Raw genomic sequence first — 21,341 nt, 5'->3', positions numbered from 1 at the left:
AAAGGGCTGATTTGATAACAACCTGGTAATAATGACTTTATGTTGTAGCATTATACACAGGCATATATTGGAGATGCCTTGATTTTTTATAGATGTAGAGATTTTACTACTATATTAATCTGTGTCAAGTCTATCAGCCACTTTACAGGAAATCTTTACACAATGAATATATTTTTCAGTAGATAGTAGATAGATCCCCAGCTTCTTGAAGAAGTCGGTGATCTGGGTATTAAAAAGCTATAATATAATTCCATGTAACATCATCAGCGTTAAAAACCTGTTAAATTACTTTTTAATGAGGACAATATGAGAATTAAGCAAATTTCCGTTACAGAACTTTTTGGTATTTTTAATCATGTTATTCCCCTGAATACAGAAGACAGAATAACTATTATCTACGGTTTAAATGGTATTGGTAAAACTGCGATATTGAAATTATTGAATTATATTTTTAGTTTTCAGTTTTCAGGATTAAACAATATTCCATTTAAAAAATTACAAATAGATTTTGATGATGGTAGTTGTCTTCAGTTTCATAAACCCCCAGAATCAAATATTGATGACAATGTAGAAAAACCTGAGATAAGAATTGTTTTAAAAACAAATACCAGTCGCAATGAATACGAATTATTATTCAATCAGCATGATTATTTTATACCAGAAAGGACTTCTAAAAAAACTTTAAACTTAAAAAATACTGAAAATTGGACTACTAAAAAAGAGATGCCAATGATGGAAGATTTTAGAAAATATGCAATATTTTTGTATGGATCAACACTTCAAAAACTACCAGAATGGTTACAAGACATAATTAATTCTATAGATATTCATTTGATAGAGTCCGAGAGACTATTAAATATATCAGAAGATAATGAAATGATACCATCTGTAAATGCTTATGCCAATGAACTGGCAGAAAACATCCAGGAAAAATTAGCTGAATATGGTACATTATCACAATCACTAGATAGAACATTTCCCGTTAGATTAGTTCAAAAAGCATCAACAAATTCTCTCACAAATGATCAGCTTATTAAAAAACTCGATGCAGTTGAAAACAAGAGAAAACATTTAATAAATGCTGGACTCTTAGATAAAGATGAAAATACAAACTTTCAAATCTCCGAACAAATAGACGAAAACATCAAACAAGTTTTATCAGTTTATATAGAAGATGTAGAAAAGAAACTTGCTGTATTTGATAACCTCTCTCAAAGAATAGAACTTATGAAGAAAATAATCAATCAAAGATTTTCTTATAAAGAAATAAATATTGATAAGGAAAAAGGTTTTATATTTACTTGCAATGATAATTCCTTATCTCCTGAAAAATTATCTTCGGGAGAACAACATGAATTAGTTATGCTTTATGAATTATTATTTAAAGTTAAACCAAATTCATTAATTTTAATTGATGAACCAGAACTATCACTGCACGTAGAATGGCAAGTTAATTTTTTAAAAGATTTAAAAGAAATTACAAAAATAGCTAACATTGATATTTTACTAGCAACTCACTCACCTGGTATAATTCATGATAGATGGGACTTAACTGTTGAATTAAAAGGTCCTCAGAGATGAGAGAATTTATCACACCTGAGTTTATTGCTAATCAAATTCGGATGAGACGCAGTGCTTATTCAGGGACTTTTATAATTGTTGAAGGTTCTACCGATACGCGGGTATATGAACGCTGTTTAGATAATAAAAAATGTAACTTTGAAATTGCTAACAATAAAGATAAAGCTATAGCTGCATTATCTATTCTTGAAAGAGATAATTTTACAGGTGTCTTAGCTATTGTTGATGCAGATTTTTCCAGACTAGAAGGAACTTTACCAGCTAGTCAAAATCTATTATTTACTGATTATCATGATTTAGAAATTATGTTAATTCAATCTCCTGCACTTGATAAATTAATGCGTGAATTTGGCAGTGAGGAAAAAATCAATAATTTTTATAAACTTTATCAACCAATTATTATAAATCTCTTGGAAAATGGTAAATTAATCGGTTATTTAAGATGGGTATCTTTAAAATTCAATCTATCACTTAAATTTGAAAATCTCACCTACAGTAAATTTATAGATCAAAAAACCTTAAAAGTAGATATTGCCAAATTAATTAAAGCAGTTAAAGATCATTCCCAAAAACCAGCACTGATAGAAAAAGATATTCAAGAAAAGTTAGAGAATTTACAAGATAATGATCATGATCCGCTTCAAGTTTGTTGTGGTCATGATTTAATTTGTATTTTGTCCATAGGATTGTGTAAAATCTGGGGAACATGGAACAGTAATGATGTTAAACCAGAAGTATTAGAAATAAGTTTAAGATTGGCATACGAAGAATCTTATTTCCGTGATACACAGTTATATAAATTGATTCAAGGATGGGAACAAAATAACCAACCTTATCAAGTTTTATCATCCCCATCTTCAGAAAATTAAGAACCTCAAAAACTTTCACCTGTCACCTGTCACCTGTCACCTGATATTCTGTATAATCCCACACAACACCCCAAACCCCCCACCCCGCAGGAATTAACCCTCTGGTAAACTGTCAAATACCCGTTTAACTAACTGCTTAGTCTTATTTTCCAAATGTTGCCAATCCACTTCCCCAAACTCATCTAATAAATTAGTATCAATATCAACATCCGTACTCTCAGGACTATAATTAACAAAACACACTTGATAACACAGATCCCACAAATCCACATTTACTTCCTGCTCTTGACGTTGCAAGCGCAAATGGTATCCTGGATGGGGCATAGGCAACAAAGCAAGATTGGCCTTAATATCTTCCACCTGTTCCGGTGTGGCAGTTTCCATATCTTGCAACAACTGTGCCACCATAGCCTTGGTTTCATCAGTTGTACCAGGTGGCCAAATCAGTACATCATGGTAAATTCCTTTCCAAGAGGATGTATCCAGATGCTTACGAATATTATCAACAACGCGAATAAAAGCCGGTTGCATAAGAATTTCAGCTTGTTGCCATGTAGTAGAATTTGTTATCTTAGGTGGCATTGTTAGTTAAGAAAAATACTAAACAAACAGTAACAATTTGTTGTTTTTATTAAAAAACTGCAATTTTAGTCTAAATCTTTTCTCAAGATAGCGGATCTCAGGACAGAAAATTTGGAGATATTTATTACCGTTTGCAAAATTAGGTGTTAAAACTGGGGAGGGAATAATGATTGGCAAACTACTAGACCATAGATACCAAGTCATACGCATTTTGGCAACGGGAGGATTTGGTCAAACCTATATTGCTGAAGATACCAGGCGGCCTGGTAATCCCATCTGCGTTGTCAAACACCTTAAACCTGCCAGCACAGACCAAAAAATCTTTGAAACTGCTAAACGTCTATTTAACAGCGAAGCCGAAACTTTAGAAAAATTGGGTAATCATGACCAAATACCCAGACTATTAGCTTATTTTGACGAAAATCAAGAATTTTTCTTAGTTCAAGAATACATTGACGGACATACTCTGACTGAAGAACTAATACCCGGCCAACCTTGGAGTCAAAACCAAGTGATGCAGTTGTTGTTGGAAGTCCTGGAAATTTTAGAATTTGTCCATCAACAAGGTGTAATTCATCGTGACATCAAACCAGATAATATCATCCGTCGTGCTGCTGATTATAAATTAGTTTTAGTAGACTTTGGGGCAGTTAAACAATTAAGATCGCCTTTAGTCTCTGTTGGCGCACAGCTAACAGCTACAGTTGCTATAGGCACTCCTGGCTATATGCCTACAGAACAAGGACAAGGTAAACCTCGTCCTAATAGTGATATTTATTCCCTGGGTATCATTGCTATTCAAGCTTTAACTGGAGTACCCGCTAACCAATTTCAAGAAGATCCTGATACTGGTGAAATTCTCTGGCAGCATTTTATCCCAGTTAATTACCGCTTGGCAGAAATTCTGAGTAAAATGGTGCGTTATCACTTCAAGGATCGCTACCAAACAGCAACAGAAGCACTACAAGCTTGTAGAGAGTTTGTGAATATGACTTCTACATCTTCTGTTTATTCCGAAGCTCCCAAACAAGTTAGCTACCATCCCCCCAAACCCGCTTCTACCAGTAAACTATCTCAAATCTTTTCACAGCAAACTGTTGCTGTTGCACCGGCTAACCATAATCCTATAGCTCCTAAACCTGTTCCTCAACAAGATGATAACAAACCTGATCCATTACCCTTGATCATTGGTTTATTATTAGCTGGTGGTGCAGCAGCTTTGGTAACAAATTTATATCCAAATGTGAAAAATATCGCTGCTAATTGGACAGGGAAAAGCAGCACTTCAGCTACAAATTGCTTGGCTATAGTCAAGCCTAATTCTAATGTCCGTTCTGAACCCAGTGCGATTAATTCTGATAATATTTTAAAGACTCTTGGTGATGCTAGTGAGTTTGATGTCACTGGTAAAAGAACAAAACGCGGTTGGATAGAATTAAAACTTAAATCTGGTCGTTTGGCTTGGGCGCACTCTGATGTTATTATTAATAATAATGAATGGATTGCTTGTTTGCGGGATCAAGGAATTTCTATTCAAACTGTAGATGATCTGCCTTTAATTGCATCTCGACCTGTTCCTAAACCGCAACCAACACCAACTGCTGTGGTTACTTCCAACCCAGTAAAATCTGAAAAATCTCCAGCGGGTGAGGAGCAGAAAAAAATTGTGGAAACAGCTAGACAGAAATTTGAATCTGGAGATGTGCAAGGGGCGATCGCTCAACTAAAAACAATTCCTAAAAATGCTACATCCGGTCTTAAAGAAACAGTAGAGATCATCAACCAATGGCAGGAAGACTGGGCGAAAGCAGAAGCAATAGCTAATGAGATTAATAAAGCTATTGATAACGGTCAATGGGATAAAGTGTTAGCTTATCGAGACCAACCCGAAAAATTACCTAATATTAAATATTGGCAAAATAAACTAGAACCATTGTTTAAACAAGCCGCAGAAAACGCTGCTAAACAGGTTATCCCTAACCAAAACCAAAAACCCAATCAAAATCAACCAACGACTTCCGAAACACCCACCGCCAAGGAACAGGAAGATAGTGATAATTAGGTAATGGTTTTGAAGGCAAGAGGCAAGAGGCAAAAGGCAATAGTTTATTATTACCAATACCCAATCACCAATCACCAATCACCAATTAATGTAATTCGTCGTATTCTGCCGTTTCTACTCTTCTGGTTTCTGGGCGGGAAGATGGTAAAAATTCAGCCCGTCTAATTGTAGCTAAAGGAGGTGTAGGTCCGTGATAGGGGTGAATTACTTGGACGGTACGGGCAGGACGTTGCTTAGGAGAGAACAAAGATAGAACTCCAGCCACAACCACACCACCACCAATAGTCAGAGTTGCCCCACCTACAGCCCAAATTATAGGTGAAGACCACCAGGGATTTTGTTCAGGTGGTAGTGCAGCAGCGACTTTTTGCTGATTTTGCTGTTGAGCTAACTGCCACTGATGTTGAGTGAAACTTTGAACCTGACCTTGAAGTTGCTGATTTTGTAATCTTAGTTGTTCATTGTCGGTTTTCAACTTCTCCATCTGCATATTCAGCTTTTCCATTTCCAGACGTTGGTCGGAATTGGGTGCAATGGGTTGGGGGTTAGGATATACTGGTTGCCCATAAGGGGGATATTGCATTGAAGGCTGCATAAATTGGGGCGCTACAACCGCAGATGGCATTTGTGGAGCCACAGCAAAGTTAGGTTGTTGTATAGGGGTATTCGTTCCTTTGAGCAACAGGAGAGCCGCTAAACCAGCTACAGCCACTCCGCCGATAAATGCCATACTTTCACTCATAAAATTTACCCCTCAACTAATACCAAACCATAATTTATTTGTGACTGACACAATATTATACTGCTATATAAAACCTAGACAAAACTAGACTTTACTTTCTACTTCAACGGGAGCATGGGAGCAGTTATCCCTCTGTAGACTTTCACGCTGTAGCCCAACGCGATTGTGTTCCAATTAAGTTTCTGAAAAAGACTACCACCATCATTGCTTGGTTTTCGCGTCGGCAATAGTCTCAATTCAATACTTGATATCACCGTATTATATATCAAGTAGTTGATTTTTTCCGGAAAATATATTGATTTTTGTCAATATAAGTTAAGTATAGTTTTGTCTATGAAATTGTCAACTTAGGACAAGCTCTCTCTCACAATCATAAATTTATTGCCTAGTTTTAATTCACATAGGACTCAACCTATAAGCAAATATATCAGGTAGTTTTTTTCAGCCTGGTATGTATTGTTAGTATTCAAGACTATATCAGTCAAATTGTCCACCAGGGAATGATAAAAAAACTACGCTGATATCTTTTTTAATCTACTTTTCCCAAATCATCAAGAGGGAGTTGTGATTGTTTGCTTGAGAGTTTGGCAAAATTGAGCGATCGCCGAGAGTCCTTGTTCTGGTGTTCCTTCTGCTAAACGCTTTACCACAGCACTACCAACAATTGCTGCATCCGCTCCCCATTCTCGCACTTGCCGCGCTTGTTCAGGATCGGAAATTCCAAAACCAACACCAATGGGTTTATCTGTAAAACTGCGAATTTGTGTGAGTAAGTCAGAAACACGACTTTCCATTTGCGATCGCATTCCCGTTACCCCAGTCACACTTACCAAATAGATAAAACCTTGGGATGCTTTGGCGATCGCTTCAATTCTCTCAGCAGAACTGGTAGGAGCTACCAACAAAGTTAAATCAAGATCCATCTCACTCGCTGGTTTCAGTAGCCCTGCTGCCTCTTCCAAGGGCAAATCAGGAACTACCAAACCTGCCACACCAGCAGCCTTAATTTGCCCCAGAAACTTATCAATTCCTCGGTGTAAAATTGGATTGTAATAAGTAAATAAAATAATTGGCGCTTGCAAACTGGGAGTAGTAGCTTGCAACATTTCCAGTACCTGATCCAAGGTAGTACCCTTTTGTAAAGCGCGGGTAGCAGCAGCTTGAATCACCGGACCATCTGCCAGTGGATCAGAATAGGGAACACCCAGTTCAATAATATCCGCACCAGAACGATCTAAAACTTTTAAAGCCTGAGCAGTAGTTTCTAAATCAGGATCACCAGCAGTAATAAACGGAATCAGAGCGCACTCGTGATTCCGTCTTAAAGTTTCAAAACAACGAGAAATTGCAGTCATTTGTTAGTGGTCAGTGGTCAGGGAACAGGGAACAGGGAACAGGGAATATATTATTCTCCCCATCTCCCCATCTCCCTATCTTCCCATCTTCCCATCTTCCCTGTCACCTGTCACCTGTCACCTGTCACCTGTCACCTGTCACCTGTCACCTGTCACCTAATTCGATTTCAGCTTGTAATTTCGCCAATTCTTCGGGAGAGAGTTCATCTAGTCGCTTTTCTATAAACGCCTTTTCATACTCTTCCCGTTGTTGATGGTAGGTCATTTTTTTACTCCCTGCACGGAAAAGATATGTGGCTAACCAACCTATCAAACCCACAACCAGTAAAGCTTGACTCCAAATTCCAGCGTCTTGGACATCTAAACCGACTAACTGTAATCCTACATAAGCCAGTCCACCAGCCAAAAAAACGCCCAAAGTAATACCGATTGCATCAATACGTCGCATGAGAGTTATGACCTACCAATATACTAAGTGAACAAATTAAACAATTTGTCTGCGCCGGGGTCGAACATTGGCAATTGGGGAGAGCAGCAACAGACCCGGAAAGAAGAAAAACACCAAAAAGTACATGAATCCACGTTCTACAGAACTGGCAGAATACCAACGCAGCTTGAGATAAAACATCACAATCATTGGTACTACCAGAAGATAAGCTCCCGCTAAAGCTAAATACAGTAATGCTACAACCATAATTCTTTGTTTAGATTTGAGAATACCATTTGGTGCATCTACTAACCATGATATGCCCAACCTGTCAACTAAGGGAAGTATTGGTGATTGGTGTCTGGTGATTGAGAAAATACAAATAATTTCTCCCTACCTGCCCTATCTCCCTATCCTCACAGGGGTAGGTTTTTAATATTATCTGTTAAGGCAGGACCTGGAAGACAAGGAGGTATTGTAGACAAGGAAGATTTTATACAAAAATGGTCTGTTGAGCGTCGGTTTTTGTGACCAATTGTACATTATTTGCACGGGTTTCCTCCCTTGTCCACTGTCCTTCCTTGTCCCCCAAGTCTTGCCCTCACGAAAATGTAAAATACCTACCCCTGTGAGATATCCCTATCTCCCCTGAACCTGCCTATTTTCAAGAGTTGTAGCCAGCCAAGAAAAAAAAATTGCCAAATACTTGGCAAAATCATCAAAACCAGGTAAGATTGTGTTATAATCAAAATCGCCTGTTAAATGCGAGTGCATCAAACACCGTAGCTTGTGAAAAATCCAACTTAAAAAAAAGTTAAAAAAATTTTTTCAAACTACTTGCACAAAAAACGCAGTTAATGGTAAGATTACCAAAGGTGTTTTGAGATACAAAAGCAAAAAACCCTAAGTAAAAATCCTTTGGGAGTGTGGCGGAATGGTAGACGCTACGGACTTAGAAAACTGAGCCTTGATAGAGAAATCTTTCAAGTGGAAGCTCTCAAATTCAGGGAAACCTAAATCTGTAATCTATGTGAACAGATATGGCAATCCTGAGCCAAGCCCAGAAAGTTTACAGTTGAAAATTGATTTTGGTGTTAAATCCAAAAGCCAAAGTTTCAAAGTTAAAATTCCGGGAAGGTGCAGAGACTCGACGGGAGCTACCCTAACGTAAAGCCGAGGGTAAAGGGAGAGTCCAATTCTCAAAACCTTTAAGGCAGTAGCGAAAGCTGCGAGAGAATGAAAATCCGTTGACCTTAAACGGTCGTGGGGGTTCAAGTCCCCCCACTCCCACCTTTGATAAATAAAACTAATTATAGTCAGTGTGATATCTTCAGTTACACTGGCTTTTTTAATTTTATTAATTACTCCTATCAATTACTCGCCTTTCATTATTACAGATAGGTAAAACTGATTATAAAACATTATCAATTTTAAAATTTATATAATTCAAGATTTTTGCTTTATTATTTCTTAACAATTAATTGAGAATTCTTTTTATTTATTCACGGTATTGCAATATTTTCAGCCTTCTGGTATGATTTAGAAGAATTTGTAAATTACCTAAATAGTACCTATTTTAAGGATTAATTTTTCAGCATCAGCTAGAAATCATTGCTATATAAGACTTTGCGAAAAGTTAAAAAATCAAATATACAAAACTTAACCAATTAACCAAGGTTCAGAAAAACTAATTTTCCCAAAAAATCAATGCTGTTATTTGCGGGTTCTATATCCTGGTATTGACAAATAAGACAAATCATGATATGCAATGCTTTTGTTTTACTTCCCATTCCCTGCTTCAAGGGTTAAACCGCGATAGACTTGTTCAATGGGGAATTTGAGGTTAATACTTTTGAGTTCAATAGTGTCACCTGGTTTGTAGTTGATAATTAACCAGTCTCCTGCGTCGTTTTTATGATATAAGTCAATTTCCATGCTAGTAGAACTGACTAGGAGATAATCTATTAAGGCTGGATTATTTTGATACATTCTAAATTTACCACCACGATCATAAGCTTCGGTGCTGCCTGATAAAACTTCAACAATTAAGCAGGGGTAGGTGATGTATTGGGTATTAGTTTTGTCGCGCTCGTCGCAGGTGACGCTGGCATCTGGGTAAGTGTAGTTATTAGTACCGAAAATATTAACTTTGATATCAGAATTTCCAGTGATGCAGCCTGTATTTTCTAGGTGGCTGTCAAACATGGCGGTGAAGCGGATGGCAATACGACCATGATTGATGCTACCGCCACTCATGGCGTAAACTTGCCCGTTGATATATTCGTGTTTTTCCAGTTGGGTGAGTTCCCAGGTCAGGTACTCTTCTGGGGTGAGGTGGGGGGTTTTGTCTTTAGCGGCGATCATTTTTTTGGTGATTGGTAATTGGTAATTGGTAATACTTTTATTATAATTTTCTGTTCCCTTGTTTTCCAATCATCAATCACCAGTCACCTAACTAGAAAAACGTTCATCCAGGGAAGCTAAAGCAGCACCAGCGGTTTCAGCCAAAATACTGATGAGACGATAGAGAGCGATCGCACTAATTACCAAAGCAGCGGGGAAACGATGTTGTAAAAGAGCGATCGCAGTTGCTTCAAAAACCCCCAAACCACCAGGCGCACCGGGAACAACCAAACCCAAAACCCAAGCAAAACTAAAAGCACCGAATAATAAAGGAATTTGGCTTAATTTTACAGAAAATAAAGCATACATAGTTAAAATAAAACCAGTTCCCCGCAATCCTAAAAAAATCAATTCACCCAACAAAGGAAGCAGAGGATAGCGGTCAAGACTTAAACCATTAATAGACTGATTTTCTGATGTAGAATTTTGATTTTTGTTTTGATTTTTTAACCGATATAAAAAACGAATGATCGAGTTTAATACCCAAGGATGAACCGCACCCAGCAGCACAATTAAACTGAGAAATTGCAGAATTTGTACCCAAATATTAGTGTTATTAACTGCCAATTGACTACCAAACAAAACAACAGTAATTAAAGCCGCAGCAGCCATGAGTAAAGGTTCTAATAAAACGCTTAAAGTTGCAGTAACAGTAGAAATATTAGCATTTTTAGCCGCTAAGATACGCCCGTAATAATGCCAAACATTGCCAGGTAAATACTTAGCAATATTCGTTTTTAAATAAACTTGAATAAATTCAAAAGTTGAAACAGATTGATTAAACTCTTTTAATATCCAAGTCCAGATCCAACCAGCCCAAGTATGTGCCAGTAAAGTTACACCAGTAGCAATTGTTAAAGTTGCCCATCCTGCCGCATCTATACGGATAGAACTCACTTCTAGCCAATTATCCTTTAAAGCTTTCCCTAAAAAAAATAGCGTTCCCCCGAAAATGAACCAGCGTAAAGCGTTTTTCACAACTTTTTTCATTATTTGTAGAATTTAAGCATTAAATGGAGCAAGATCATTATATTAAATAATATCTCTCTATAGTTAGATAAAATCAAAAATTAATCACCACTAAAATGTCACCTAAGAGGTTGTTTGAAAAGTATTAGATGAAACCGATAATCTCTAGAAACCTAACCCCCCTTCCCCCCTTCCCTACAAGGGAATGAGGGTTTCAAAGCCTCTCCTCGCGTCGGGGAGAGGTTTGGAGAGGGGTTTATTTATACATTAAAAACTTTTCAAACATCCTCTAATAGTCAGTAGAAAAAGCTTCAGGATTTTTAAAATAAAAAGCATATAAAGCAAGTAATAGACCTGAATTAAAGAAAAATCTCGCAGTAAGTAAATAGACTTTTGTGATTCAGATTTTATGCTTGTATGCAGTCAAAAAAATACAAGGAGGATAAGATGAAAAGGCTAACTAATTGGTTACAAAATCTGCGACCATTGAAAATTTTAAGCATATTTTTGGCGTTAACATTCCTATGTTTAGCACAAGCTTGTAATCGTCCTAATATAGCGGGACAACCACCACAACCAGCGGCACAACCACCAAATGCGAAAAGATATGATCCGACAAAAGATTATCCTATTTCCAAATATCAAGGAGGAATGAATAACTTTAGTGATGTAGATCCCAGAGCGAGAGAAGCTGAAAAAGCAGCCAGATATAGAGCAGATCAACTCATAGAAAATGCTCGGAGAAATATTGAACGCAAGGGAGTTGATAGCACTGATCAATATATTCGTAATTATCGAGAAGGAACACCTTTTGGTGAACGGGTGAAAAACTTAGGTGAAGATGTGGGAAGTTCAGCGGAAGAGTTGAGAGAAGGAGTAACCAAGGGTACTCAAAGAGGAATGGAAAATCTACAGGAAAATGTGGAAAGAGGATTTAAAGATTTAACCAAAAATGTACAACGTGGAACGGAAGATGTTGGGAGAAATATTCAACGTCGAGCAGAGGATACAGGAGAAGCAATAAATAGGACTTTAAGAGAAGCGGATTGATATCATTGCCAGTGGTCAACTTATCATATCTGTTTGGGCTGGTAATTGGTAATTGGTAATTGGTAATTGGTAATTGGTAATTGGTAATTGGTAATTGGGTAAAATATGCAAAAAAAGTATTGGTAGGGTGGGCATTGCCCACCATTTTTTTATCAGACTTTTATCAGACCTATGGAACTAAAAAATGATTACTTGAAAGTTAATTTTGACTATACCAATTATGTAAAGCCAAACGCTGAATTTCCCGCCAGGGAATATTATGTTTTCGTGCTAAGTCTGCACAATCTTCATATTCTGGCTGCACATTGCTAATGACTTTTGCTGCTGCTTCTCCTTTCCAAGCAATTTTGACACCGACTTTACCATAGGGTGTTTCTACTTGTTGTATTTCTCGTTGTAAAATACGACGTTGTTGAATTGTGCGACGAATCCCTAAAGTTGTAGTTTCACGAAATAAAATTTCTTCACAACTAGCTAAATTTTCTGGATGACAAATCACAGTTAATAAAATTCCTGGACGTGATTTTTTCATCCCTATACTTTGAGTAAAGACATCCACCGCCCCAGCCGCAAATAAAGCATCAAATATATAACCGATCGCTTGGGGATTTAAATCATCAACTTGAGTTTCTAAAACTGAAACAGGTTCTAAATGTGATTCTGAATGATGTTCTGCATGATGTTCTGAATGGTGATGAGTATGAGCAACATCTGTAACAGTGGTTGGAAGATTTGAACTTTCACCAATCCACAGCCGTAGTATATTAGGGATGGGTAAATCGAGAGAACCTGCTCCCAATCCTACTTGTTTGAGAGTCATTAGTGGTGGTGAACCAAAACTTCTAGCTAAAGTAGTGGCGATCGCTGCCCCTGTGGGTGTCACCAGTTCTTTTTCAATCCCATTACTATAAACTGGACAACTTCGCATTTCCCACAACTTCAAAACTGCGGGTACTGGTACTGGCATTTTTCCATGTGCCGCACGAACAGTTCCCCCACCAGTGGGAAACGGTGAACAGTATATTAAAGGTAATCCTTCTTTATTTGTATTGATACCTAGCCAATCTAAACCCAAGCAAGTCCCAACAATATCTACAATCGCGTCTACAGCACCGACTTCATGAAAATGAACTTTTTCCGGTTCAATGCCATGAACTGCCCCTTCTGCCACTGCTAACTGGCGGAAAACGGCTAAACTCCAAGCTGTTGCCTGTGATGGTAGATTGGCGTTAACAATCATCTCTTCTATTTCTGGCAGGTGACGGCCATGATGGTGAGAGTGTTCATGATGATGGTGATGGTGATGTACTAGGTCTACATGAACCTTAGTTGCTTGTTGTGTTTGTCTGTGGACAAGTTCTGACCGTAACTGGTATTCCTGCTCAATTCCTAAACCATTGAGTTTTTCTATCAGATACTCTACGGGAACACCCAGACTTACCAAAGCACCCAGACACATATCACCGGAAATTCCCGTGGGACATTGAAAATAAGCAATTTTATTCATAAATTATTTGGGTAATGGGTAATGGGTGATTGGTGATTGGTGATTGGTGATTGGTAATGGGTGATTGGTGATTGCAAATACTATTCACCTATAACCCATAACCTATAACCTGTTACCTATAACCTATAACCTATAACCTGTTACCTATAACCTGTCACCTGTCACCTGCTATGGCCAAGATTTTTGAAATTCATCCTGATAACCCTCAAAACCGCCGTATAGAGGATATAAAGTTGGCGCTTTCTAGTGGCGCTATCATGCTCTACCCTACTGATACAGTCTATGCCATTGGTTGTGATTTGAATGCTAAGTCGGCGGTGGAAAGAGTGAGACAAATTAAGCAGTTAGCCAATGATAAACCACTGACTTTTTTATGTCCTTCACTTTCTAATGTGTCTACTTATGCCTTCGTAAGTGATACAGCCTATCGGATTATGAAGCGTTTGATACCAGGTACTTACACCTTTTTGCTACCTGCTACCAAATTAGTACCGCGACTGGTGCAAAGTCCTAAGCGAAAAACTACAGGAATCCGCGTGCCAGATCATAGGGTATGTTTGGCATTGCTGGAAGCGTTAGGAAATCCGATTATTTCCACTTCGGCACATTTACCACACAATGACACAGATGATGAAATATTAGGAGTAGATTCTGAATCTATTCTGTCAAGGGTAGAGCTATTTGACCGTTTAGATAACTTGGTGGACATCATTATTGATACAGGTGAAGAACCTACGAATCAAGTGTCTACCATTTTAGACTTGACGGATGAAGAACCAATAATTACACGGAGGGGTTTAGGTTGGGAAGCAGCAGCAGCTTGGGTATAATAATTGAGCTTTACAGATTCAACCCTCTGTTTCGCAAATTGTGATAAATATACTCCAATTTTGACTCCAATTTTGAAATTGTCATACCAAAAAACGCTGGGATCACGGAAAATGAGATGGCGGCAAATCTTAGCATTGCTAGGGTTTGAATCATTTTTAGCGTCTTCTCCATACCGATATCTCACCTTTAATCTGGTTGCTGATCAAAAAAGCGACACACTTGACAGGCCCCTTAACTTCTGAAATTTCCTACAGTCTTATATGTCAACAGTATCTGCGGCGAGTCTTGATAGATGTATGTCAGCAAGATTCTCTGATGATGACTGGACTTAAGAACTGTGTCTGCGTTTTAGTTAAGGTGCAATACCAACTCCAGGAAAAGTCATGAAAGCTAACTTCGTCAATCTGCCAAATTCTACAACTGCTTTTGATAGTGATGATTCAAATGAAGATTTATCAGGTACTAATTCTGAGACTTTAGTGCAGCTTCTTTGTCAGGAAATGCAGTCTCAAGTCAAGGCTTCATCTCGATGCGTGCAATCTGTATCAGAGCGCATCACCAAAGAAGTAGAACGGATATGTGATAAAAGTTCTCGCATTCAAACTTCTGGGCAAGTTAGGTCTTGGCAGATTACTTTAGCAAGACATCGTTTACAAAAGTGTTTGCGTTACTATCAGTTGGGTTCTCGGCAAGGAAGGGTAGAGTTACATAGTAGTTTAGGTGCTATTGTTTATCGCCACGTTACTCTTGCTGGCTCTGAATTGGGCTTTGAAGCTCGTTATAATCTGATTGAGGATTTTCTCCAAGCTTTTTATATCGAAGCGATTAAAGCTTTTCGTCGGGAAAATGAATTAGCTGAAGATTATACTCCCCGGACTCAGTTACAATTAGCTGAGTATATGGCGTTTACGGAACAGTATGCTAAACGTCGAATTAATTTACCTGGTGGTGCTAATCAACAGTTAATTGTTTTACGCGCTCAAGGTTTTGCTCGTCGTCAACCCCAGGAAACTACTGTTGATATTGAAATGGCGGTTGATTCTGCTAAAACTGAAGAAGCGGAGTCTTATCAACGTAATTTAGCGGTGCAGCAGATTAGATCCCAGATGGTTGCTAAACCTAGTTTTGATCCTTCTGAGGAGTCGGAACGCGATCGCGTAATTACTGAGTTGATGAAATATCTGGAGTCTCAAGGTCAATCTGACTGTATGAATTATCTGTCTTTGAAACTTCAAGATTTGTCTGCACCAGAAATTGACCAAATTTTAGGTTTAACTAGTCGTCAACGTGATTATTTGCAACAAAGATTTAAATATCATGTTGAAAAGTTCGCTAAACAGCATCATTGGCAATTAGTACATCAATGGTTGGGTGCTGGTTTAGAACATAAGTTGGGTTTGTCTTCTCAACAATGGGAAGTTTTCTGGAATCAATTGACTGAACAACAACAGCAAATTTTTAACTTGAAAACTGCGAAGGAAAGTGATCAGGCGATCGCTAAGGCTGTACAATGCACTCCCAAACAGCTACAAAAACGCTGGACTCAAATGTTAGAATTAGCTTGGGCTATCCGCAACGGTAATGTTGAAGTTAAGGCCTGATCATTCTCTGGTGAAATTGTTACATTTATCTGCATACCTAGCCACCTTATACACCTGTTTCTACAAAATAACATTCTCCTCTATTTCTCCCCCATCACGGGAGAATTAGAGAAGTAGTTACAGCAGGAGTCAGAAGTAAAACTAGCTTAGTGTATAGGTTTCAATTTAGATTCTGTACCTAATGGATCTGCAATCTGCTGTATCACCATTAAAAATTAAGAAAAATCAAAAAAAATTAAGATCCCCGACTTCTTTTACTATCCTGTCAATAAATTGTAAATTGATTCTAGCAGTAGGGGATCTTACCCCTGAATCATTACCGTAAAAATACTTAATAAATCAACTAATGTAAATTTCACCAATCATAGCATATTTGGTATAGTATAGATTAAGTAAAATTTCTTAATCTTTGCTCATGCTGAAGATGAAGAAGGGGATCATCTCTGTGATGGTGGTGCTATATGAATAATATTGGTGGAAAATATCAACTGCTCAAAATTTTAGGAAGTGGTAATTTTGGGACAACTTATTTAGCAGTGGATCAGTATAGAAAAAACTACGCGGTTAAACAATTGACATTTTCTAGCAATGATCCAAATAAAATAGCGATCGCTCAACGCAAGTTTAATGACGAGAAAGAAATTTTACAAAAGTTGCAAGCTCATCAACAAATTCCTGATTTTGTAGATTATATCGCAGAAAATCAACAATATTACTTAGTACAACAATATATTCATGGTGAAACATTAAGGGAAAAACTGCATGAAGCTAAAAATTTGAGTATTGAAAAATCTCAAAAAATTCTCCTAGATATCTTAAAAATACTCGATTATATTCACAAAAAAGGTATTATCCATCGTGATATTAAACCTGATAATATTATGATAGATCATAATGACAAGTTATTTTTAATAGATTTTGGTGCAGTCAAAGCAGAAAATCCCAATGATACAAAATTACAAACACCAGGTACTAATATATTTTCCCGTGGATATGCACCCATAGAACAAATGAGAGGTTATCCAGAAAAAAATAGTGATATTTATGCACTGGGAATGACAATAATTGAATTAATTACGGGATTAAAACCTGAGAATTTAACTGATACTTGGTATAGGGATATTCATATTACCGATGATTTAAAAGAGATTTTATGTAAAATGATTGATGAATATCAAGATACCAGATATCAATCAGCGCAGGAAATAATTCAAGACTTACAAAAACCCCCATCTGTACAGAAAACAATACCTTTATCAAATGGAAAAATAAATAATTCATCTGTGAGTATTTCTAGTCGTTCAGGAACAGATATGATTTTATTTGGGGTGATGTTCACATTAATTTCTATCCTAATTTTTCATACTGCAATGTTACCAGGTATGAAAAAACCAAATGATCAAATTCCTGAAACTACGGGAAAAATTATCAAATTAGAATAGAAATTTCATAGATCCCTGACTTCTTAAAGAAGTCGGGGATCTGGGGATATATAACTACTAATTAAATATCATCTGGGTTAACTCCTAATTCTCGTAATTTTCGCGCTAACCTTTCCGCTTTTAATCTTTCTTGATACACTAATTCTTCAGGAGTTAGCAACCTTTCACTTTGTTGATTATACCAATATAACCATTCTCTATCTCTCCCTAAATAAGTACCCCTTTCTCTTCCTAACGCTAAACCAATTTCTGGCATCCATAACCGCCCATCAGGTTGTAAAATATATTGATGATTTTCTAATTTATAAATCTCCAAAGGTTGACGTTTACGCCGGTATTGACGATTAGGAACATAAATTGCATAATATAAAATTCCTAACTTTGCATAGTCAACTTTCTTTCTTTCATATTCACCACCGTAGGTTTTAGAAACCACTTCTAAAGCAAAAATCGGGGGAATATTATCTTCTTCCCACAGTACATAACTTAACCTTCCTTCCTCACCAATAAAACGTTCTACACCCAAACTCAAAAAACCATCAGGAACTAAAGGTGGTTTACTTGGTGCATAATAAATTCCCATATCTACACCAAAAAACCAATCATTTCTATTTTGCCAAACTAAAGCTAAAATAGCTTCTAATAAATTAGGGATGAGGTTTTGTAATTCGTTATCCACTGGAGTATCATCAGAGTCAGGAAGTTCCGCAGAAGATGGAAGACATTGACGCAAATCGTAATTTAACATAATCGTCTTCACTATAACTAAACTATGTTGATTTTAACATAGATAAAATAAAAAGAAAAAAGGTTCTACCGTACTTGTTATGCTAAATTACCAGTCTGAAAGAGGGAACAGGGAACAGGAAAGAAGGCTTTCAGTATGTACTGAGTTCTGTTCAAAAATCAAATATGAGTCCTATAGAAAAACAGCAAATAGAATCAGGAAGACGTACTAAAATTTTGAAACTATTAGAAGAAACCCAAAATATTCGTCGTTCAAATCCAGCAGATTTTAAGTTGCGAGATAATACAGAAATGATTAGAGAAGATAGAGATAGATGACGAATACTTTTAAATTTGTACTAGATACCAGTGTGTGCATCAACCTATGTTCTGATCAATATTGTACTGACAGTAACTTACACAAATTCACATTTTTTTGATAAAAACCGTAAATTTATAGTTAAAAATACTGAAAAACCCATATCCGTATAATCTCACTGTTCACAAGCTATAGATAGTGTTAGCTTAACAGTATTAACTATCTTATACAGGCAAAACAAATGACTGTAGGCATAGAAGAACAGGGTAGCAAATTTATCACTACCGAAGCTATAAAAAATCAAGACGGAGAGCAGAAAGTATGGGATGCTGTACGGGGTGCATTTGCAGATAGAAACTGCATTGGATATTGGCGGTATCCTATTTTTTTCAAAGTAGGAGAAATAAGAAAAGAACCGGATATATTAATAGTTGATCGAGAATTTGGAGTATTAGTAATTGCTGTTCAATCTCTAAATATTGACCAGATTACTAATATTAACAGGCAAACTTGGCAATTGCAAAATAGTGATGTTACCGAAATCAATCCCTATCAAATTGCAGAACATCAACTACGAGCAATCATATCCTATAGTGATAGGGAAGCTGCACTTTGGAGAAAAATTAACGGTAGAGCGATAATTGCCTTACCTCATATTACATCACAACAATGGCAAGAAAAAGGTTTTCATGAATTACCCGATATTCCGCCAATTATTCTTCAAGATCAATTAGGAAAAGTTGGTTTAATAGAAACAATTGAAAAGGCTAATATTCTCATTCCCGGTGAAAACATCGAAGATAAAGATTGGGAATTATTACTTTCAGTAGTTGGCGGTACTCCCGTATTGCGTAAACCTCCCCGTGAGCGAGTTGCAACTACAGGAAAAACCCGTTCTGCGGTGATTGACAGTTTACGAGAAAAACTCTATGAAATAGATTTACAACAGGAACATATCGGTAAAGAAATTCCCCCAGGTCCCCAACGTATTCGCGGTATTGCAGGTTCAGGAAAAACAGTTTTACTCTGTCAAAAAGCCGCAAGTATGCACCTAAAACATCCAGATTGGAATATTGCCTTAGTATTTTTTACCCGTTCCTTATATGATTTAATGATTGGTTTATTGGATCAATGGATACGGCGTTTTAGTTGTGGAGAAATGCACTATGATCCCAAAACAAATTTAAAATTACAGGTACTTCATGCTTGGGGTGCAAAAGAACAACCTGGTTTATATAGTACCATTTGTGAATATCACGGAAAAAGACCGGGAACAGTCCAAAATACCAAGGAAAGACAACCAAACCGGGGTTTAATAGATTTAAGTAAACGACTGTTAGAAGAAATCAAAATTGAACCCATGTTTGATGCAATTTTGATAGATGAAGGTCAAGATTTAGTAGCAGATGATGATTTAAAATATGAAGATAAACAAGCAATTTATTGGTTAGCGTATCAAGCATTAAAACCAGTAAGTGAAGATAAAACCGAAGAAAAAAGATTAATTTGGGCTTATGATGAAGCGCAAAGTTTGGATAGTTTAGTAGTTCCCAAAGCGAAAGAAGTTTTTGGGGAAAAATTAAGTAATTTATTGAATAAACAACCCCTATATTCTGGAGGTATTAAACGTTCAGAAGTAATGCGTCGTTGTTATCGCACACCCGGACAAATTTTAACTGCTGCTCATGCAATGGGAATGGGTTTATTACGTCCTGAAGGGATGTTAACGGGAATTACAAATAAAGAAGATTGGCATAGAATTGGTTATGAAGTCAAAGGAGATTTTCGCCGAGTTGGTCAACCAATTACTATTACTAGAAAACCTGAATTTTCACCAAACCCTATTCCTGAACTGTGGGGAGAACCGGTTTTAGAATTTGAAACTTTCTCTTCCCGTGAAGCAGAAATGACAGCTTTATCAGAAAAGATCATGCACAATATTGTCCATGATGGACTTAACCCCAGTCGGGATATTTTGGTTTTAGTTTTAGGTTCACCTTTGGAAGTAATGGAATTAGAAACATCTGTTGCAAGTTTTTTAATGGAACAGGACATTGATGTTTATATTCCCACAGCTTTAAAATTAAATGATTTAGTTCCCCAATATCCCAATAATGATCCTGATAAATTTTGGTGTGATGGTGGGGTGACAGTTTCTCGTATTACTCGCGCAAAAGGCCATGAAGCAGATATGGTTTATGTGGTGGGTTTTGATCACGTTGCACGGAATGAAAGTGATGTCAGTTTCCGTAACCAGTTGTTTGTTGCGTTAACGAGGGCGCGGGGTTGGGCAAATTTAAGTGGTGTTGGTAATTATCCCATGTATGATGAGATGCGGAAAGTAATTGCTAGTGGTGAGAGTTTTACCTTTGCTTATAAGCGTCCACCTAAGCGGGATATTGGGGATGGGGATTAATATTTTATAAGACAGGGAATTTATTCCCTTGCTTGTGTAAGTAGGTGAACAGAAAAAAACCGAAATATGTAACAAAAAGTAAAATATTCAAAAACCTCTTCTCTATTCCCTGTTCCCTGTTCCCTGTTCCCTTGTCATAACGACAATTTTTAACGCCCACTTACTTAGTAGCGAATTATATTCGCCCAAAACTTTTAAAACATCCTCTTAGAGGGTGTTTGAAAAGTTATGATTGATCTATTTCCTATAGTCAATTCTGAATGATGAACTACCAAACTACAATAACTATAAGTTTAGCTATGATTATTGCTGCTGCTTTCCCAGTCAAAGTTTTAGCCGAAAATCTGAATATAGACTTTACAGGTACGATACCATCTATTGTCAAGATTAACAGCACCAGTCCCGGACTTATTGAGAACACCCCCGATCAAGAATTTGAAAGTGTATACTTTACACCAG

Annotated in this window: 19 protein-coding genes; 10 read left to right on the top strand and 9 right to left on the bottom strand. The window is 37.1% G+C overall.

Going from position 1 to position 21,341, the window contains the following annotated elements; all coding sequences use genetic code 11:
* Positions 1-306 precede the first annotated feature (306 nt).
* Together IQ237_RS19515 and IQ237_RS19510 are read left to right on the top strand one after the other, a co-directional pair.
* Positions 307-1,581 carry an AAA family ATPase gene (locus IQ237_RS19515; protein WP_194058170.1) on the top strand — a complete coding sequence of 425 codons (1,275 nt, stop codon included), beginning with the start codon at positions 307-309 and terminating at the stop codon, positions 1,579-1,581.
* Positions 1,578-2,450, top strand: a complete 873-nt coding sequence (locus IQ237_RS19510) for a DUF4435 domain-containing protein (RefSeq protein WP_194058168.1) — start codon at positions 1,578-1,580, stop codon at positions 2,448-2,450. The genes IQ237_RS19515 and IQ237_RS19510 overlap by 4 nt, the downstream gene beginning before the upstream one ends.
* Positions 2,451-2,543: 93 nt before the next feature.
* Here the strand turns inward: IQ237_RS19510 and IQ237_RS19505 are convergent, their stop codons facing one another.
* Positions 2,544-3,032, bottom strand: a complete 489-nt coding sequence (locus IQ237_RS19505; RefSeq protein ID WP_194058166.1) for a hypothetical protein — start codon at positions 3,030-3,032, stop codon at positions 2,544-2,546.
* Between the two features lie 166 nt (positions 3,033-3,198).
* On the opposite strand from IQ237_RS19505, the gene IQ237_RS19500 reads away from it, so the two are divergent.
* Complete coding sequence (locus tag IQ237_RS19500; protein WP_194058164.1) at positions 3,199-5,094, top strand: serine/threonine protein kinase; 1,896 nt, start codon at positions 3,199-3,201, stop codon at positions 5,092-5,094.
* 85 nt (positions 5,095-5,179) lie between these two features.
* On the opposite strand, the gene IQ237_RS19495 is transcribed toward IQ237_RS19500, so the two are convergent.
* The 6 genes from IQ237_RS19495 to IQ237_RS19470 all read right to left on the bottom strand — a co-directional run bounded on the left by IQ237_RS19495 (position 5,180) and on the right by IQ237_RS19470 (position 11,011).
* Positions 5,180-5,836 (bottom strand): heterocyst differentiation related protein, encoded by a 657-nt coding sequence (locus IQ237_RS19495; protein ID WP_194058161.1) that lies wholly within the window; start codon positions 5,834-5,836, stop codon positions 5,180-5,182.
* A 551-nt stretch (positions 5,837-6,387) separates the two neighbouring features.
* Positions 6,388-7,191: a tryptophan synthase subunit alpha gene (trpA, locus tag IQ237_RS19490; RefSeq protein WP_137667988.1), complete on the bottom strand. Its 804-nt coding sequence runs from the start codon at positions 7,189-7,191 to the stop codon at positions 6,388-6,390.
* Positions 7,192-7,336: 145 nt separating this feature from the next.
* Complete coding sequence (locus IQ237_RS19485) at positions 7,337-7,639, bottom strand: DUF3007 family protein (RefSeq protein WP_194058159.1); 303 nt, start codon at positions 7,637-7,639, stop codon at positions 7,337-7,339.
* Positions 7,640-7,675: 36 nt separating this feature from the next.
* Positions 7,676-7,888: an NAD(P)H-quinone oxidoreductase subunit L gene (gene ndhL, locus IQ237_RS19480; protein WP_371851453.1), complete on the bottom strand. Its 213-nt coding sequence runs from the start codon at positions 7,886-7,888 to the stop codon at positions 7,676-7,678.
* Between the two features lie 1,509 nt (positions 7,889-9,397).
* Positions 9,398-9,982, bottom strand: a complete 585-nt coding sequence (locus IQ237_RS19475; protein WP_194058232.1) for a Uma2 family endonuclease — start codon at positions 9,980-9,982, stop codon at positions 9,398-9,400.
* Positions 9,983-10,069: 87 nt separating this feature from the next.
* Positions 10,070-11,011, bottom strand: coding sequence for a YbhN family protein (locus IQ237_RS19470; RefSeq protein WP_194058157.1), 942 nt, complete (start codon positions 11,009-11,011; stop codon positions 10,070-10,072).
* Positions 11,012-11,437: 426 nt separating this feature from the next.
* On the opposite strand from IQ237_RS19470, the gene IQ237_RS19465 reads away from it, so the two are divergent.
* Positions 11,438-12,040 carry a hypothetical protein gene (locus tag IQ237_RS19465; RefSeq protein ID WP_194058155.1) on the top strand — a complete coding sequence of 201 codons (603 nt, stop codon included), beginning with the start codon at positions 11,438-11,440 and terminating at the stop codon, positions 12,038-12,040.
* Positions 12,041-12,239: 199 nt separating this feature from the next.
* Here IQ237_RS19465 and larC read toward each other — a convergent pair whose 3' ends face one another.
* Entirely contained in the window at positions 12,240-13,547 is a 1,308-nt protein-coding gene (gene larC / locus IQ237_RS19460) for a nickel pincer cofactor biosynthesis protein LarC (protein WP_194058153.1), read from the bottom strand.
* A gap of 170 nt (positions 13,548-13,717) precedes the next feature.
* Between larC and IQ237_RS19455 the strand changes: the two genes are divergently transcribed.
* The 3 genes from IQ237_RS19455 (at position 13,718) to IQ237_RS19445 (ending at position 17,421) form a co-directional block, all read left to right on the top strand.
* On the top strand, positions 13,718-14,377 hold the full coding sequence (locus IQ237_RS19455; RefSeq protein ID WP_194058151.1) for an L-threonylcarbamoyladenylate synthase: 660 nt from the start codon (positions 13,718-13,720) through the stop codon (positions 14,375-14,377).
* 384 nt (positions 14,378-14,761) lie between these two features.
* Positions 14,762-15,979 carry a HetZ-related protein gene (locus IQ237_RS19450; RefSeq protein WP_194058149.1) on the top strand — a complete coding sequence of 406 codons (1,218 nt, stop codon included), beginning with the start codon at positions 14,762-14,764 and terminating at the stop codon, positions 15,977-15,979.
* A 461-nt stretch (positions 15,980-16,440) separates the two neighbouring features.
* Complete coding sequence (locus IQ237_RS19445; protein WP_194058147.1) at positions 16,441-17,421, top strand: serine/threonine-protein kinase; 981 nt, start codon at positions 16,441-16,443, stop codon at positions 17,419-17,421.
* 61 nt (positions 17,422-17,482) lie between these two features.
* On the opposite strand, the gene IQ237_RS19440 is transcribed toward IQ237_RS19445, so the two are convergent.
* Positions 17,483-18,169 carry a Uma2 family endonuclease gene (locus IQ237_RS19440; protein ID WP_194058145.1) on the bottom strand — a complete coding sequence of 229 codons (687 nt, stop codon included), beginning with the start codon at positions 18,167-18,169 and terminating at the stop codon, positions 17,483-17,485.
* Between the two features lie 164 nt (positions 18,170-18,333).
* Here IQ237_RS19440 and IQ237_RS19435 point away from each other — a divergent pair, with 164 nt between their 5' ends.
* From IQ237_RS19435 to IQ237_RS19425, 3 genes are all read left to right on the top strand, one after another.
* Positions 18,334-18,486, top strand: a complete 153-nt coding sequence (locus IQ237_RS19435; protein WP_194058143.1) for a hypothetical protein — start codon at positions 18,334-18,336, stop codon at positions 18,484-18,486.
* A gap of 221 nt (positions 18,487-18,707) precedes the next feature.
* Positions 18,708-20,882 (top strand): DEAD/DEAH box helicase, encoded by a 2,175-nt coding sequence (locus tag IQ237_RS19430; RefSeq protein WP_194058142.1) that lies wholly within the window; start codon positions 18,708-18,710, stop codon positions 20,880-20,882.
* 263 nt (positions 20,883-21,145) lie between these two features.
* The coding region (locus tag IQ237_RS19425; protein ID WP_194058140.1) for a hypothetical protein at positions 21,146-21,341 on the top strand (196 nt) is incomplete at its 3' end.

Origin of the sequence: Sphaerospermopsis sp. LEGE 08334, assembly GCF_015207205.1 — a bacterium.
Taxonomy (GTDB): domain Bacteria; phylum Cyanobacteriota; class Cyanobacteriia; order Cyanobacteriales; family Nostocaceae; genus Sphaerospermopsis.
This window is presented reverse-complemented; position numbering and strand designations above follow the sequence as displayed.

Bases quoted from the DNA above. Each gene is read 5' to 3' on its own strand.
- IQ237_RS19500 (WP_194058164.1), top strand. From the start codon at position 3,199: ATGATTGGCAAACTACTAGACCATAGATACCAAGTCATACGCATTTTG.
- IQ237_RS19475 (WP_194058232.1), bottom strand. From the start codon at position 9,982: ATGATCGCCGCTAAAGACAAAACCCCCCACCTCACCCCAGAAGAGTAC.
- IQ237_RS19465 (WP_194058155.1), top strand. From the start codon at position 11,438: ATGAAAAGGCTAACTAATTGGTTACAAAATCTGCGACCATTGAAAATT.
- IQ237_RS19485 (WP_194058159.1), bottom strand. From the start codon at position 7,639: ATGCGACGTATTGATGCAATCGGTATTACTTTGGGCGTTTTTTTGGCT.
- IQ237_RS19470 (WP_194058157.1), bottom strand. From the start codon at position 11,011: ATGAAAAAAGTTGTGAAAAACGCTTTACGCTGGTTCATTTTCGGGGGA.
- IQ237_RS19450 (WP_194058149.1), top strand. From the start codon at position 14,762: ATGAAAGCTAACTTCGTCAATCTGCCAAATTCTACAACTGCTTTTGAT.
- IQ237_RS19505 (WP_194058166.1), bottom strand. From the start codon at position 3,032: ATGCCACCTAAGATAACAAATTCTACTACATGGCAACAAGCTGAAATT.
- IQ237_RS19445 (WP_194058147.1), top strand. From the start codon at position 16,441: ATGAATAATATTGGTGGAAAATATCAACTGCTCAAAATTTTAGGAAGT.
- larC (WP_194058153.1), bottom strand. From the start codon at position 13,547: ATGAATAAAATTGCTTATTTTCAATGTCCCACGGGAATTTCCGGTGAT.
- IQ237_RS19455 (WP_194058151.1), top strand. From the start codon at position 13,718: ATGGCCAAGATTTTTGAAATTCATCCTGATAACCCTCAAAACCGCCGT.
- IQ237_RS19495 (WP_194058161.1), bottom strand. From the start codon at position 5,836: ATGAGTGAAAGTATGGCATTTATCGGCGGAGTGGCTGTAGCTGGTTTA.
- IQ237_RS19515 (WP_194058170.1), top strand. From the start codon at position 307: ATGAGAATTAAGCAAATTTCCGTTACAGAACTTTTTGGTATTTTTAAT.
- IQ237_RS19430 (WP_194058142.1), top strand. From the start codon at position 18,708: ATGACTGTAGGCATAGAAGAACAGGGTAGCAAATTTATCACTACCGAA.
- IQ237_RS19435 (WP_194058143.1), top strand. From the start codon at position 18,334: ATGAGTCCTATAGAAAAACAGCAAATAGAATCAGGAAGACGTACTAAA.
- IQ237_RS19440 (WP_194058145.1), bottom strand. From the start codon at position 18,169: ATGTTAAATTACGATTTGCGTCAATGTCTTCCATCTTCTGCGGAACTT.
- trpA (WP_137667988.1), bottom strand. From the start codon at position 7,191: ATGACTGCAATTTCTCGTTGTTTTGAAACTTTAAGACGGAATCACGAG.
- IQ237_RS19510 (WP_194058168.1), top strand. From the start codon at position 1,578: ATGAGAGAATTTATCACACCTGAGTTTATTGCTAATCAAATTCGGATG.